Genomic DNA, 15,291 nt, shown 5'->3' with positions numbered 1-15,291 from the left:
CCCCGTTACTGTGCGTGGGCCGCAAGGGTATCCGCATTCCGCTTGTGGGCGCGTCTCAGAGCGAATATCCGGCGACGGCCACCGCATGACAGGCCGTTCCGGCCATCACGAACAGGTGCCAGATGAAATGCCCGAAACGCACGCGGGCATCGGTCAGGAAGAAGATCACCCCGGCCGTGTAGGCGAGTCCGCCAGCCAGCAGCCACAGCAGGCCCGGTGAAGGCATGCGGGCGATCAGCGGGACGGCGGCGGCCACCACCAGCCAGCCCATCAGCAGGTACAGTCCGGTGGACCACAAGGGGTGGCTCAGGCGGTCCAGCATCTTGAGGGTGATGCCGATGCCGGCCAGACCCCACACCACGCCGAACAGGCTCCAGCCCCATGCGCCGTTGAGCACGCCGAGGGCGAAGGGGGTGTAGCTGCCGGCGATGAAGAGGTAGATCGCGCCGTGGTCGAGCTTGCCGCAGATCGCCTTGGCGCGGCTGTCGGGCAGGGCGTGATAGAGGGCGGATGCGAAGTAGAGCAGGACCATCGTCACCGCGAAGACGATGCTGCCGACCACGGCGATGGTCGGCCCGCGCTCGGCGATGCTGCCGATCAGAAAGGGCATGAAGGCCAGCGCCAGCACGCAGCCGAGGCCGTGGCTGACGCTGTTGGCGATCTCCTCGGCCCGGCTCTGGGCGCGGGCGTTCATGATTACGGCTTGCCGCGCATGCCACCACGACGAGTGCCGCGGTGCGAGTCGTCGAAGATCTTCCTTTGTTCCGGCGTCAGCACGGCGTAGAACTCCTTGAGCACGGCGATATGGCTGGTCATCGCGGCTTCATGGGTCTTCATGCGTTCGAGCATCTTGTCTGCGCGTTCCGGGGTGGTCAGCTTGGCCCAGTCTTCGGCCTTGCCGGGTTCCGGCTTGTGCATGGGATGTTCGGAGTCGACGAGCTTCTTCCAGGCCACTTCCTGCTCGGCGGTCAGCTTGAGGGCGTCGTGGACCTTTTTGTGGTGCTGCTCCATGCGCTCGGCGCGGTGTTCGCGATAGCCGCCCGCGCCACCCATCGGCCCACAGGGGGCGTCGGCAAAGGCGGGAATGGTCACGGCCCCGAGGGTCGAGGCGACAAGGAGGGATTGGAGCAGATGGCGGGGACGGATCATGGCGATGTTCCTTCTGTTGAAAAGCGGCGGATTGGCTGGCACACAAAGCATGTAACGCAGTATGGCCCTGCAATGACTACAGCCTGAACCCCGCAGATGAAACAAAACGTACGCTGCCACACATAAGCCGGACTAGCCCATTACGCCATCCCACAGCAGCTTCACGCCCGACAGCCCCAGCCCTGCGGTAGCGAACAGGTAGAACGGCCGCTCGGGAATCCGTGCCAGCAGGTGCCTTCCCAGCCCCACGCCGACCGGTACCAGCGGCAGCAGCATCGCCGACATGATCAGGGTGTCGCGGGTAAACAGGCCGAGGCCGACGTAGAACGGCAGCTTGGCCAGGTTGATGACAGCGAAGAAGAACACCGAGGTGGCGACGAAGGTTTCCCGCGGCTGGCGGCGGGACAGCAGATAGACCATGACCGGTGGTCCGCCGGCGTGGGCGAGGGTGCTGGTGATGCCGGATCCGACGCCGCACAACCAGGCGAAGTGGCGGGGCGGCGGTCCGCTGGCGGCGCTGCCCGGCTTGCCCGTGCGGAGCAGGCGATCGAGGGCGAAGGTCACCGCAATGGCCCCGACCGCGCCCTTCACCATGCGCTCCGACATCACGCCGAAGGCCAGCGTACCGACGGCGATGCCCACCAGCGCGGCAGGGAGCAGCAGTTTCAGGTCGGTCCAGTCAGCCTTGCCGCGCCAGGCGCGGATGCCGAACAGGTCGATGGCGATGAGAATGGGCAGCATCACCGCCAAGGCTTCCCGGGGCGACAGCCATAGGGCCATGAATGGTATGGCCAGCCCGCCCAGCGCGCCACCGAAGCCGGATTTGGCGATGCCGGTGAACAGGATCGCAAAGGCCGTGACGATCCAGCCGGTGGTGGTCATTTCCATGGTTTTTTCCTGGGGTGGCGCCTGATGGTAAGGGCTTCTGGCCCATAAAGCGGCTTTCTTTGACAGAAACGATGACTTAGGGCGGTACCTCGGTTGACAATGCGCCTTCTTTGACAAGGTGGATGTTCATCCCCCGCCTGTGCAGTAAGCCCAATACCTGGATCAATGAAAGTGCTAGCGATTCCCTGCCCGGTGGTTGGCCGAAACCTCTGTATTGCTATTGCCTACCTGGTGCTTGGCGGTCTAGGCCTGGTTTTCGCCATTTCACCGGGCTACGCCAGTCCGATTTTTCCGGCGGCTGGCCTGGCTCTGGCGGTAGCGCTGTGTTTTGGGCGCGGTGCCCTGCCGGGGATCTGGTTCGGCTCGATAGCGGTGAATCTTGGTCTGGCCATCTTCCAGGAGCGCCTGTCGCCGGACACGGCCATCGTGGCCGCCTGCATTGCCAGCGGGGCCACCGCCCAGGCGTGGATCGGCCAGGCGCTGGTCCGGCGTTGGCAGGGGCCGGCCTGGCAAAGGCTCGAACACGAGCGCGCCGTCGTACTCTTTCTGTTGATCGGTGGCCCGCTGGCCTGTCTGGTGTCGGCGACGATGGGCATCACTGCCCTCTATTTCATGCGCGTTATCGAGCAGACCGTGCTGCCCTTTGCGTGGTGGAACTGGTTTGTTGGCGATACCCTCGGCGTTCTTACCTTTGCGCCGTTGACCCTGTGCTTTCTGCTCCGTACCGATACGCTGTGGCGTTCACGGCTGCGCCAGGTGGCCTTGCCCATGGCCCTGACCCTGCTGTTCGTCGGTGTTGCCATCTACACCACGGCGAACTGGGAGCAGAATACCCAGCAAGCGCGCCTGGCCAAGGATGCAGAGTCCCTCCAGAAGCGCATTGGCGATCGCCTGCTGATACACCAGGAGGCACTTTCCGCCCTGCGCCGCGTGCTGGAGGTCGATCCCGACATCACACCGGAGCAATTCGAGCGTTTCACCCTGTCCACGCTGGTGGATAACCCGGAAATCTCCGCCCTCAGCTTCAATGCCTACGTGCCGGATGCCGGTCGGCCCCGCTTTGAACGGGAGATGGCCAGGCGCCTGGCACAGCCCGGCTTCCGCATCTCCGAGCGGGACCACGAGGGCCGGCTCATCACGGTCAGCCGACGGGATATTTACGTGCCGGTCAGCTACATCGTGCCGCGCCCGGGCAATCAACCGGCTTTGGGCTTCGACATCAATTCGGAGCCCCTGCGCCGGGACGCCCTCAGCCGTGCTGCTGCCGGTAGCGGTATCGTTGTGACCTCTCCCCTGCGCCTGGTCCAGGACAACCGGGATCGCATCGCCGTGCTGCTGCTGTCCCCGGTGCATGGCGCCAGCGCCACCTCCGGCCCCGACTCCCGGCTGCTCGGTTTTGCGGTGGCGGTCGTCAAGCTCGATCAGCTGATCGAGGTGGCCACCCACAACTTTCTGCCCGCCGGCCTCACCCTGCGCCTGACCGATCCGGGTAGTCGCAGCGATACGCAGGGTTTCGATGGCACGCCGCCGGATGCCTCTGCGTCACGCGCCGTCTGGCGCGGGCCGTTCAAGATTGCCGATCGCGAGTGGGAACTGACGGTTTCGGCCAGCGACCACTATCTTGAGCAGAGCCGGCCGTGGGTTGCCTGGGCCGTCGGGGTTATCGGGCTGCTCTTCGCCACCCTCTTGCAGACACTGATGCTCGGCATGAGCGGCCGCACGGCCATCATCGGGCGGCAGGTGGAGCGCCAGACCGCCGACATCGCCGCCAAGAACAAGGAGCTGGCCCTCGCCAAGATCTCCACCGACAAATCCGCCGATGCGGCTTTCTGGATGTATCCGGACGGTCGCATCGCCCGGGGCAACCAGGCCGCCTGCGACCTGCTCGGCTACTCGGTGGAGGAACTTACCCGCCTCTGCGTGCCCGATATCGCTCCCGCCTTTTCGCAGGCCGACTGGGAGGCGCACTGGACCTACCTCGGCCAGCACGGTGTTCAGCAGATCGAAAGCCAGTACTGCCACAAGGATGGCACCTGCATCCAGGTGGCGGTGACCGCCAATCTCGTCAGCGCCGACGGGCAGGACTATGTGTACTCGACGATTCGCGACATCACTGAACGCAAGCTGGCCGAAGCCGAACTGACGCGCCACCGGGACCACCTGGAAGAACTCGTCGAGGCGCGTACCGTCGATCTCTCCATCGCCAAGGAAGCCGCCGAAACCGCCAACCGGGCCAAGAGCACCTTCCTGGCCAACATGAGCCATGAGCTGCGCACGCCGATGAACGCCATCATCGGCCTTGCCCACATGCTGGGCCGCAACAACACCGATCCGGGACAGAAGGACAAGCTGGCCAAGATAGCCCGTGCCGCCAATCATCTGTTGCAACTGCTCAACGACGTGCTCGAACTGTCGCGCATTGACGCCGAACGGTTGACCATCGAGAAGACCGGCTTTCGCCTGCAGAGCGTGATTGCCAACATGGACAGCCTGGTCAGTGCCAATCTCGACGCCAAGGGCCTGGCACTGGAGGTCGAGGTGGAGCGCCGCCTGGCCAGCCTGCCGCTGCTCGGCGACCCGCTGCGGCTTCAGCAGATTCTCCTCAACATCGTCAGCAACGCGATCAAGTTCTCCAGTCGCGGCAGGGTGGTGGTGCGGGCATTCTGCGTGGAAGAAGACGCAACGGGCATCCTGCTGCGCATGGAGGTGCAGGACAGCGGGGTCGGCATTCCGCCTGAAGCCTGGGAGCGCATTTTCAAACCCTTCGAGCAGGCCGACGGTTCGACCACCCGGCAGTTCGGCGGCACCGGCCTCGGGCTGGCCATCTGCAAGCGCCTGGTGCACCTGATGGGCGGCGACATTGGCGTTGGCAGCATACCGGGGCACGGCAGCACCTTCTGGTTCACCTGCCGCATCGACAAGGCCGATGCCGATGCCGGCGCGGTGGCGCATGCTGCGTCCCTGTCTGTTCAGGATGCCGAGAGCCAGCTGCGTGCCCTGTGTCGGGACAAGCGTATTTTGCTGGCCGAAGACGACTGGGTGAACCAGGAGGTCACCCTGGAGTTGTTGCGCCAGGTGCTCGGCCTGCACACCGACCTGGCCGCTGATGGCCTGGAGGCACTCCGGATGGCCAGCCACACGGCCTACGACCTGATCCTGATGGACGTCCAGATGCCCGGCATGGACGGCCTTGCCGCCACCCGTGCGATCCGCGCGCTGCCCGGCTACCACCACACCCCGATCCTCGCCATGACCGCCAACGCCTTCGAGGAAGACCGCCAGGCCTGCCTCGACGCCGGCATGGACGACTTCATCGCCAAGCCGGCCGATCCGGGGATGCTGTTCGTGACCATGCTCGCATGGCTCGGCCGGCAATCCTCCCGGCAGAACGAAGGCATACAATGAGGCTCCAGAAAACATCGATCCTGAGCGATGAACGTCTCCCGGCCAGCCATCTGGCGTAATGTCCTGCCCTTGCAGCGCAGGATCGTCCTGCTTGTCGTTCTGGTGTTGCTGGTTCTGGCCGTGACTTCGGCCCGCGCTGCGGAGGCCCTCAAGGTTTATCGCGTCGGCATCACCGCCTTTCGCGACAAGTCGGTAACGGTGCGCGAATGGCAGCCGACGATGGATTTCCTGTCCGCCAAGGTGCCTGGCGCCCGCTTCGTGGCGGTGCCGATGACGGTCAGTGAGTTCGAGAGCGCCCTCGGCAGGAATGAACTCGATTTCGTCCTGACCAACCCGCAGCACTACATCATTCTGGAAACCGTCTACGGCGTCTCCCGGGTTGCCACCCTCGTCAAAAGCGAGAACGGCAAATTCGTGAACCAGTTCGGCGGAGTGATCTTTGCCCGCAGCGACCGCCATGACATCCAGCGCCTGGAGGACCTGAAGGGCAAGCGCATCGCCGCCGTGGACCGCACCTCCTTCGCCGCCTTTCTGCTCCAGTACGACCTGCTCCGCCAGCACGGCGTGGATATCGAGTCCGACAGCGAGGTCCGCTTCCTCGGTTTTCCGCAGGATCTGTGCGTGCAGGCCGTGCTCGACGGGCAGGCCGATGTGGGTTTCACGCGTACCGGCCTGCTCGAGGCCATGGCCCGGGAAGGCAAGATCGAGCTGGCCCGGCTGCGCGTCATCAGCCCGGCGCGCTTTTCCGATTTTCCCTTCCTGATCACCACCGGGCTGTTTCCGGAATGGCCGCTGGCGGCCGTGCCGCGCGTGCCGATCGACGTCACCAACCAGGTCGTGGCGGCCTTGCTGCTGATGCCGCCCGACGGGCCGGCGGCGCAGAGCGCCCGTTATTACCGCTGGTCCACGCCGCTGGAATACAAGAGCGTCGAAAGCGTGATGCGCCGGCACCGCGTTTATCCCTACGACAAGCAGGAACACATCTCCCCGATGGACGTCGTCCGGGAATACGCACTGCAGATCTTCGTCGGACTCTTCCTGGCCGCGGCCGGGCTGGCGGTGCTCTATTGGCGCACCCGCCAGCTCAACATTGCCCTCAGGGCATCCCGCCAGACCCTCAGCGAGATGGCCCACCGGGATGCCCTGACCGGACTGCCCAACCGTAACCTCCTCGACGATCGGCTCGCCCTGGCCCTGGCCCATGCCCGTCGCACGGGTGCCCGGGTGGCCGTGTGCCTGACCGATCTGGACGGCTTCAAGCCGATCAACGACAGCCTCGGCCACACCGTCGGCGATGCGGTCCTGCGCGATGTGGCCCGCCACCTGGAGGCTGCGCTGCGCGAGGAAGACACCGTGGCCCGCTGGGGGGGCGACGAGTTCGTGCTGCTCATCAACGGGTTCACCGACACCGCCCAGCTCGAAGACATCATGAAGCGGATGCTCGCTGCGGTTGCCCAAAGTACCTGTTTCAGCGGTGGTTTTCCGGTCAGCGCGAGCATCGGCGTCAGCGTCTATCCGGTCGATGCCAGCACTGCACTGGGCCTCTTCAAGCACGCCGATGATGCGATGTACGATGCCAAGAAACGTGGCGGCAACCGCTATACCCTTCACGCGCTGCCCTCTGCCGTCGCCCAGTTGCCCTGTTAAGGATTCGACATGCCTTCCAGCCCTGCCGCACGCCCCCGCGTCGGCCTGTTTGCCACCTGCCTGATGAATCTGTTTCGTCCCAACATCGGTTTCGCCACGGCGAAGTTGCTGGAGGAGGCCGGCTGCACGGTCGAGGTGCCGTCCGCCCAGACCTGCTGTGGTCAGCCCGGCTACAACAGCGGCGATGTCGATGCGGCGCGGGCGCTGGCCAGGCAGGTCATCGCGGTTTTCGAGGGTTTCGACTACGTGGTCGGGCCGTCGGGCTCGTGTATGGCGACCCTCCGTGTCGATTACCCGAAGCTCTTCGCAGGCGACGCCGACTGGCTGCCCCGCGCCGAGGCGCTGGCCGCCAAGACCCACGAGTTGTTGTCCTTCCTCACCGATGTGCGCGGCATGAAAGCTGTCGCTGCCGACTACGCCGGCATCGCCACCTATCACGACTCCTGTTCCGGTCTGCGCAGCCTCGGCATCAAGGCGCAGCCACGTCTGCTGCTCGGTGCGGTGGGGGGGCTTGAACTGACGGAAATGCGCGACGCCGACGTGTGCTGCGGTTTCGGCGGCACCTTTTGCGTCAAATACCCGGAAATCTCCAGCCGCATGGCGGACGAGAAAACCGCCAACATCGAGGCCAGTGGCGCGGATACGCTGCTTGGCGGCGACCTGGGCTGCCTGCTCCACATGGCCGGCCGGCTCAAGCGCCAGGGGTCGCCGGTCAAGGTCTTTCACACTGCCGAGGTGCTGGCCGGCATGGCCACCGGCGAGGGTATTGGCGGTACGTCGAAATGAAAGTCAGCAGCCCGCAGTTCAAGGAAAAATCGGTGATTGCCCTGGCCGACCCGCGCCTGCGCCAGGCCCTCGGCCAGTCCCGCAAGGGCTTCGTCAACAAGCGTGCCGAGCTGGTTGGCGCGCTGCCCGAGTTCGAGCAACTGCGCGACGAGGCCCGCGACCTGAAGAACCACGTCCTCGACAACCTCGACCATTACCTGGAGCGCTACGAAGCCGCCGTCACCGCCGCCGGCGGCCATGTGCACTGGGCGCGGGACGCCGAAGAGGCGCGCAGCATCATCCTCAACATCTGCCAGCGGGTGAACGCGAAGACGATCACCAAGGGCAAAAGCATGGTCTCGGAAGAGATCGGCCTCAACGACGCGCTGGAAGCCAAAGGCTACACGGTGGTCGAAACCGACCTGGGCGAATACATCATCCAGCTCGCCCATGAGCCACCATCCCACATCATCGCGCCGGCGATCCACAAGACGAAGGAGCAGGTTTCCGAGCTTTTCGAGGCGGCTCACGGCGGCCCGCGCAAGACCACCGTCGCCGAGCTCGTCACCGAAGCCCGGCTGGTGCTGCGCGACAAATACTTCCAGGCCGACGTGGGCATCACCGGCGGTAACTTCCTGGTGGCCGAAACCGGCTCGTCGATCATCGTCACCAACGAAGGCAACGGCGATCTGACCCAGACTCTGGCCAGGGTGCACATCGTCACCAGCGGCATCGAGCGCATCGTGCCGACGCTGGAGGACGTGGCGCTCTTTCTGCGCATTCTGGCGCGCAGCGCCACCGGCCAGGAGACCGAAACCTACACCACCCTGTCCACCGGCCCGCGCCGTCCTCATGATCTCGATGGCCCGGAGGAATACCATGTAGTGCTGGTCGACAACGGCCGCACGAAGATGCTCGGCGGCAAGTTCCAGGACATGCTGCGCTGCATCCGCTGCGGTGCCTGCATGAACCACTGCCCGGTGTATGGCGCCATCGGCGGCCACGCTTACGGCTGGGTCTATCCCGGCCCGATGGGGTCGGTGCTGACGCCGCTGTTCGTCGGCCTCGATGCCACTTACGACCTGCCCAACGCGTGCACCCTCAACGGCCGCTGCGAGTCGGTGTGCCCGGTGCGCATTCCGCTGCCGGAACTGCTCCGTGAACTGCGCCACATGCAGCACCAGCAGGGTATCCGCCCGCAAGGGGAGCGGCGTGCGCTGGGCGCCTGGCGCTTCGTGGCCGAGCGTCCCGGCCTGTACCAGTTTGCCAACCGCCTCGCTGCGCGGGTGCTCAAGGGGCTCGGTGGCAGCACGGGGCGCATCGCCAGCCTGCCCTTCGCCGGCGCGTGGACCGATAGCCGTGACATGCCGGCGCCGGAGGGCAAGACCTTCCTGGAATTGTGGCAAGCCCGCAGCAAGCCTTGAGAGAAGACGATGACCGAAGCCCGTAAAGCCATTCTCGGCCAGATCCGCCGCGCCCTTGGTCGCGGCCCCTTGGCGGCCGCCGATGCCGCCGTTCTCGACGCCCGCCGGCCGACTCACACCCGCATCGCCTTCGACGACGATCTGCTTGCGCGTTTTGTCAGCCGCTTCGAGAGCCGCTCCGGCACCGTCGTACGGATCGGCAGCCTGCTTGAAGTACCGGCCGCCGTCGACGCTTACCGTCAGCAGCATGGCCTGCCGGCCCGTGCCGCGATTGCCCGGCCCCTTGCCGGCTTGTCGTGGCCGGCGGATTTTGTCCATCACCCGGGCCCCGCCGGCAAGGACGAGGTGCTGTCGGTCACCGCCTGCCTGGCCGGCATCGCCGAGATGGGCAGCCTGCTGCTGGCCTCCGGCCCCGATAGCCCGACGACCCTCAACTTTGTGCCCGATCACCACCTTATCGTGCTTCACGCGACACAGATCGTCCGGCATTTCGAGGACGCCTGGGCCATACTGCGGGCCTGTCCGGGCGGTATGCCACGGGCCACCAACATTGTTTCCGGCCCGTCCCGCACCGGTGATGTCGAACTCACCCTTCAGCTCGGTGCTCACGGTCCGCGCAGCGTGCACGTAATTCTCGTGCACTAATGTACGGTGGGAAACGACAAGTCGACCCCGCGGCTAAACTTCCCGGCCTGTGGGCCGAAATAACACGAATCGTTCGTCCGGCCCCGTCCTCCGATGCAGCCCAGCCTTCCCCAGGATTTCGTCGTTACCCCTGACCAGCTCTGTGTAGGGCTGTTCATTCATATCGACCTGCCCTGGTTCAGCCATCCGTTCAGCTTCAATTCTTTCAAGATCCGCTCGCCGGATCAGCTGGCGACCTTGCGCAAGCTGGGGGTGAATCACTTTCGCTACGACCCTGACCGCTCCGATGTGCAGCCGCGCGGCATGGCGGCCCCGCGTGCAGAGGCGCCGTCGGCACCCGAGCCGGTCGTCGAGGACGAGGCAACGTCGGCCACCCTGGCCAGCAAGCGCGAACGCATCGCCCGCCTGGCCCAGCGCAAGCGCCAGGTGGTCGAGGTGGAAAAAGCCCTGGTGAAGGCCGCCGGGGTGATGCGCAATATCGGCAAGAACCTTTTCGCTCGTCCCAAGGAATGCCTGGAGGAGGTGGACGAACTGGTCACCCAGATGGTCGTCGCCTTTCTTGATCAGCCGGAGGTGGCGCTGCATGTGATCGGCGAACATGCCGGGACCGAGGAAACCTATTACCACGGCCTCAACACCTCCATCTTGTCGATGATGCTGGCCAAGGAGCTGGGGTTTCCCCGGCCCCACTGCCAGTTGCTGGGCGTCGGCGCGCTGCTTCACGACATTGGCCTGGCCGATATTCCCGACCGCATCGCCCGCCCGCGCCAGGAACTCACCGTGCCGGAGCGCAACCTGCGGCAATTGCACTGCGAGTATGGCGTGCGTCTGGGCAAGCAGATCGGCCTGTCCGAACCGGTGCTGCGCATCATCGCCCAGCATCACGAACTGGCCGACGGCAGCGGCTATCCCGGCAAGCTCAAGGGCGACCAGATCGATCCGCTGGCGCGCATCGTGTCCCTCGTCAATTACTACGACAACCTGTGCAATCCGGCCGATCTGGCCAAGGCCATGACGCCCCACGAGGCCTTGTCGCTGATGTTCGCCCAGCGTCGTGCCAAGTTCGACGTCAAGGCCCTGCAGGTCATGATCCGCTGCCTCGGCGTGTATCCGCCGGGCACCGTGGTGAAGCTCTCCAACGACGCCGTCGCCCTGGTTTCGTCGGTCAATCCGGCCAAGCCCCTGCGTCCGTGGGTCACTGTCTTCGATCCGGACATTCCCAAGGACGAGGCGATCATGCTCGATCTGGAGCAGGAGCCCGACATCAACATCGCCAAGGCCCTGCGCCCGATTCAACTGCCACCCGAGGTGTATGAATACCTCAGCCCGCGCAAACGGGTGACTTACTACTTCGACGCCGATTCGCGGAAGGCGCCCCAGTCATGAAATCCATCTACCAGGAGGCGCTGCTCGCCGCCGCCGAGGAGATCCTGTTGCTGGTGGCACCTGACAGCCTCGCCATTCTCGCTGCCAATCCGGCCGCGTGCAGCATGCTGGGCTATCCGGTCGAAGACCTGACCGGCATGACCATCACCGACATCGAATGCGCGCTGGCCGACGTGTTCTTCTGGGAAGAAGTCCGCGGTGGGGGCGCCATCGAAGAGCAGGTCATGGAAGGCCTGTACCGGCGCGCCGACGGCAGCCTGCTGGCGGCCAGCAAGTCGGTGCGCCGGATTGCCCAGGGCGTGCTGATACGCGCCACCGACATCGGCGCCCAGCAGCGGGCCGAGGATGAACTGGCACTCATGGCCTCACGCCTGCGGGCGACCCTCGAAGCCACCGCCGACGGCATCCTGGTGCTCGACCGGGACGGTCGCGTGGTCAACATGAACCGTCGCCTGGCGCGCCTGTGGCAACTGCCTGAAGAACTCTTGACCCGTCACGATGACGGCGCGCTGCTCGAACACATGGTGGCGGCCGTGGAGGAGCCGGCGGTGCTGCAGGGATTGCTCACCGGCCACGGCCAGGACCTCAGGGAAACCTTCGAAGTCCTGCCCCTGCGGGACGGACGCATCTTCGAGGCCAGCTCGCGTCCGGCTCGTCATGACGAGCAGGTGATCGGCCGGGTTTTCTGCATCACCGACGTGACCGAGCGCTACAAGGCCGAGCAGGCCTTGATCGCCGCCCGCGACGCCGCCAATTCGGCCAACCGGGCCAAGAGCGATTTCCTGGCGATGATGTCCCACGAGATACGTACCCCGATGAACGGCATCATCGGCATGGCCCAACTGCTCGAAATGGCCCCCCACACGGCGGAGCAGTGGGAATACATCTCCACCATCCAGACCAGCGGCGAAGCACTGCTCGGGATCATCAACGACATCCTCGACTACTCGAAGATCGAAGCCCGCAAGATGACCCTCGAAAACATCGGCTTCGACTTGCGCCTGCTGGTGGCCGACGTGGAAAAGCTGTTCCACCAGAAGGCTGCCGAAAAGAGCCTGGGTTTCAGCACCAGCGTGGCCGACAGCGTGCCCCGCGTGCTGATGGGCGACCCCACCCGGCTGCGCCAGATCCTCCTCAACCTGGTCGGCAATGCCTTCAAATTTACGTCCACCGGGCAGGTTGGTGTGCATGTGGACATGGTGCCGCTGAGCCCCGGCCGGGTCAGCCTGCGGGTGACCGTCAGCGACACCGGCATCGGGATCGCGCAGGACAAGTGCCGGCACATCTTCACGCCCTTCGAGCAGGCCGACATGTCCACCACCCGCCGCTATGGCGGTACCGGCCTGGGGCTGGCGATCAGCCGCATGCTGTGTGAGCTGATGAACGGCGAGATCGGTGTGGACAGCGAGGAGGGTGTCGGTTCGCGCTTCTGGTTTACCGCCGAACTGGAAACCGGGGTGAGTGAAGAAGGGCGCCCCGTCGATGCGCCGCGCGCAATTTTGCGCCAGAACACCCGCATCCTGGTCGTCGAGGACAATCCGATCAACCGCACTGTCATCGGTCGCATGCTCGAACGTTTTGGCGCCCGCGATCTGGACTTTGCCGAAAACGGCGAGGAGGCGGTCGCCCACTGTGCCGAATCGAACTACGAACTGATCTTCATGGACGCCCGCATGCCGCGCATGGACGGGCTGGAAGCCACGCGTGCGCTGAGGGCTTCCGGCAACACGGCCTACATCATCGGGGTGAGTGCCGATGCCATGACGGAGGAGCGCAATGAGGCCCTCGCCGCCGGCATGAATGATTACGTGGTCAAGCCGGTCGTCCGGGATGCCCTCGCGGCGTCCATCGACCGCTGGCGGCAGACCCTGATTGCCGCTCACCAGGCGGAGAGCGGCATATCGCGTCGCTAAATGTAAGCAGCCATCCGGGCTGAGGGGCTTGGTCCGGGCGCACAAGCCCTGTTGCAACCGGCTTTTGCAGTGAAAGCCGGCGGCGCTTGTTCAAGGTTTGCTTACAAAGCGGTATCCCGCCGCGGCTGGCCTGCGGCTATCCTCGAATCAAGCAGCGCCCCGACCGGGGCCCATGAGGAGAGGAACATGCGAACCACCCGCCAATTGATTGCCGCCGCCCTGATCGGCACCCTGGGCCTGGGCCTTTCCCTGTCGGCCAGCGCCCACGGCGGAGAGGGACGTGGCCAGGGACGGGGTGAATGGCGCGAAGGGCACCATCGTCATCATCATCATCGTCACCACGGGTGGGACCGGGGCCGTTCTTCGTATTACGCTCCGGCGCCGGTTTATGCCGCGCCTCCGCCGGTCGTCTATGAACGCCCGGTCATCTACAGCCAGCCGCCGGTGTATGCCTACCCGAGTCGCCCCTCGGTGGTGATTGGCATCCCGCCGCTGGTTATCCCCTTGCGTTGAGTGTTGCGTGGCGTGCCGGGCGTAGCCCCGCCGGTTTTGTCGACTGGGTGGCGCGGGTCAGTTGCAGCAGCGGCGCTGTGGGTGCTCCCGTTTCGAAAACGCCCTGCAGGCAGCGAATGTGGGCTGCGGTCACTTCCTCGATGTAATGCCGGATGATCGTGACGCAGCCTTCCGCGCTGGCTTCCATCAGCAGGCTGATGCGGTGTTCGAGTTCCGCCCGGTCGGCGGCGAAGACAATATCGTCGCCCCGCAGGATATGCGTGCGCAGACAGTTGTCGGCGGTACCGACCGCCAGCCGGCCGACCAGGAACTGCATGCGCTGGGCTGCATCGGCGCTGGCCAGAAAAAGTCCGCCGAGCATTTCCGTAAAACAGAGGGTGCTGCGGGGAAAGGCGTCCGGTGTGGGCCACATGATCAAGGTCTCGGTGGGGTACGCAGGCCAAAAACTTGTTTTAGCCGACGTACGGGGGGAGTCAAGCGGGCTCGCAACACCATGGCGTAATTCAGCACGGTGGCGCGGATTGATTGGTCAGCCAGGCGGCCCGCTCCCGCAGGCGTTTCGCCCAAGCAGGATTGAGGCCGGCCGCAGCGGCCAGCAGATGCAACTCGTCCGGGGCCGGGCGGTGGGCTTCGCTGGCCGTCCACAGACGTGCCAGGCTCATGTCGGGGGCCGGCCTGTCGAGCAGTTCGATGGCGTCGCCAGCCGCGATGACGCCTTCCGTCAGCACCCGGAAATACCAGCCGGTACAGCCCTCGTCGGCAATCAGCCGTGACATCGGCGGATGACCCAGCTTGTGATTGATCTTCCAGCACGGCTGGCGCGGCTGGCTGACCTGCAGGCGGCAGGTGCCGACGGCGAACACGTCGCCGATGCATACGGTGGCTTCGGTCAGGCCGCTGCCTGACAGGTTTTCGCCGAGCACGCCGGGTTTCAGGATGTCCACCAGTGCCGGCTCGGCCGCCGCCACCAGGGCGGCCAGACGTTCGTAATGTTCGGCGGGGAAGTAATGGACGGCCTTTTCCGGCCCGCCATGGACGCGTCGATCACCCTGGGCATCGCCCGCGAGGCCTTCCAGGCCGACGGCCACGGGGCCGCTCACCGGGGTCTTGAAAATGCCGCTGCGCTGCCCTTCAGGTGGCAAGGGACGCAGGCTGCCGACAAAAACGCTATCGATGCGGGAGTTCATGGTGTCAGTCGTGTGAGCGAGGCCGAAAAGGCCATGAATGCTGTCGTTGCCCAAAACGGGCCTATTCTGCGCCAACTGCGGCGTAATGTCTCAACCCGGCCACAGCCATGCCGCACCGCGCACGCCGGACGAATCGCCGTGGGTCGCCTTCACCAGGCGGGTGCTGACCGCGTCGGAAAACACGTGGGGCAGCCACTGTTGCGGCACCTGCGTGTACAGCCGGTCCAGGTTCGAAAGCCCGCCGGCCAGTACGATGACGTCCGGGTCGAGCAGGTTGATGACGCCCGCCAGCGCCCGCGCCAGCCGGTCTACGTAACGCTGCAGGCTGGCCTCGCAGCCGGCATCCCCGCCGCCCGCGGCGGCGACGAT

Annotated in this window: 14 protein-coding genes; 8 read left to right on the top strand and 6 right to left on the bottom strand. The window is 65.3% G+C overall.

From position 1 onward, the window contains the following. Positions 1–55: 55 nt before the first annotated feature. From trhA to ETQ85_RS21090, 3 genes are all read right to left on the bottom strand, one after another. The gene (gene trhA, locus ETQ85_RS21100) at positions 56–694 is read right to left on the bottom strand and encodes a PAQR family membrane homeostasis protein TrhA (RefSeq protein WP_148581042.1); all 639 of its coding nucleotides are present in this window, start codon (positions 692–694) and stop codon (positions 56–58) included. 2 nt (positions 695–696) lie between these two features. Continuing rightward, entirely contained in the window at positions 697–1,149 is a 453-nt protein-coding gene (locus ETQ85_RS21095; protein WP_187394801.1) for a Spy/CpxP family protein refolding chaperone, read from the bottom strand. Positions 1,150–1,281: 132 nt separating this feature from the next. Next, entirely contained in the window at positions 1,282–2,037 is a 756-nt protein-coding gene (locus tag ETQ85_RS21090; RefSeq protein ID WP_148581040.1) for a sulfite exporter TauE/SafE family protein, read from the bottom strand. Positions 2,038–2,208: 171 nt separating this feature from the next. Between ETQ85_RS21090 and ETQ85_RS21085 the strand changes: the two genes are divergently transcribed. The 8 genes from ETQ85_RS21085 (at position 2,209) to ETQ85_RS21050 (ending at position 13,735) form a co-directional block, all read left to right on the top strand. Continuing rightward, positions 2,209–5,442 (top strand): CHASE domain-containing protein, encoded by a 3,234-nt coding sequence (locus ETQ85_RS21085; protein ID WP_222862241.1) that lies wholly within the window; start codon positions 2,209–2,211, stop codon positions 5,440–5,442. Between the two features lie 27 nt (positions 5,443–5,469). Beyond that, complete coding sequence (locus ETQ85_RS21080) at positions 5,470–7,089, top strand: diguanylate cyclase domain-containing protein (protein ID WP_148581038.1); 1,620 nt, start codon at positions 5,470–5,472, stop codon at positions 7,087–7,089. Between the two features lie 9 nt (positions 7,090–7,098). Next, on the top strand, positions 7,099–7,875 hold the full coding sequence (locus ETQ85_RS21075) for a (Fe-S)-binding protein (protein WP_148581037.1): 777 nt from the start codon (positions 7,099–7,101) through the stop codon (positions 7,873–7,875). Continuing rightward, positions 7,872–9,278 (top strand): LutB/LldF family L-lactate oxidation iron-sulfur protein, encoded by a 1,407-nt coding sequence (locus tag ETQ85_RS21070; RefSeq protein WP_148581036.1) that lies wholly within the window; start codon positions 7,872–7,874, stop codon positions 9,276–9,278. The genes ETQ85_RS21075 and ETQ85_RS21070 overlap by 4 nt, the downstream gene beginning before the upstream one ends. Before the next feature lie 9 nt (positions 9,279–9,287). Next, positions 9,288–9,923 (top strand): LutC/YkgG family protein, encoded by a 636-nt coding sequence (locus ETQ85_RS21065; protein WP_148581035.1) that lies wholly within the window; start codon positions 9,288–9,290, stop codon positions 9,921–9,923. A 93-nt stretch (positions 9,924–10,016) separates the two neighbouring features. Next, entirely contained in the window at positions 10,017–11,309 is a 1,293-nt protein-coding gene (locus ETQ85_RS21060) for an HD-GYP domain-containing protein (protein WP_148581034.1), read from the top strand. After that, positions 11,306–13,222, top strand: a complete 1,917-nt coding sequence (locus ETQ85_RS21055; protein ID WP_148581033.1) for a PAS domain-containing hybrid sensor histidine kinase/response regulator — start codon at positions 11,306–11,308, stop codon at positions 13,220–13,222. Before ETQ85_RS21060 ends, ETQ85_RS21055 begins: the two co-directional genes overlap by 4 nt. Positions 13,223–13,408: 186 nt before the next feature. Continuing rightward, entirely contained in the window at positions 13,409–13,735 is a 327-nt protein-coding gene (locus tag ETQ85_RS21050) for a hypothetical protein (protein WP_148581032.1), read from the top strand. On the opposite strand, the gene ETQ85_RS21045 is transcribed toward ETQ85_RS21050, so the two are convergent. From ETQ85_RS21045 to ETQ85_RS27060, 3 genes are all read right to left on the bottom strand, one after another. Further along, the gene (locus ETQ85_RS21045) at positions 13,719–14,147 is read right to left on the bottom strand and encodes a hypothetical protein (RefSeq protein ID WP_148581031.1); all 429 of its coding nucleotides are present in this window, start codon (positions 14,145–14,147) and stop codon (positions 13,719–13,721) included. The two genes, ETQ85_RS21050 and ETQ85_RS21045, sit on opposite strands and share 17 nt — an antisense overlap. 91 nt (positions 14,148–14,238) lie before the next feature. Further along, positions 14,239–14,922 carry an MOSC domain-containing protein gene (locus ETQ85_RS21040; RefSeq protein WP_148581030.1) on the bottom strand — a complete coding sequence of 228 codons (684 nt, stop codon included), beginning with the start codon at positions 14,920–14,922 and terminating at the stop codon, positions 14,239–14,241. 90 nt (positions 14,923–15,012) lie between these two features. Further along, the coding region (locus ETQ85_RS27060; RefSeq protein ID WP_246128850.1) for an ROK family protein at positions 15,013–15,291 on the bottom strand (279 nt) is incomplete at its 5' end.

The organism is Zoogloea oleivorans (genome assembly GCF_008107625.1).
Classification (GTDB): domain Bacteria; phylum Pseudomonadota; class Gammaproteobacteria; order Burkholderiales; family Rhodocyclaceae; genus Zoogloea; species Zoogloea oleivorans.
This window is presented reverse-complemented; position numbering and strand designations above follow the sequence as displayed.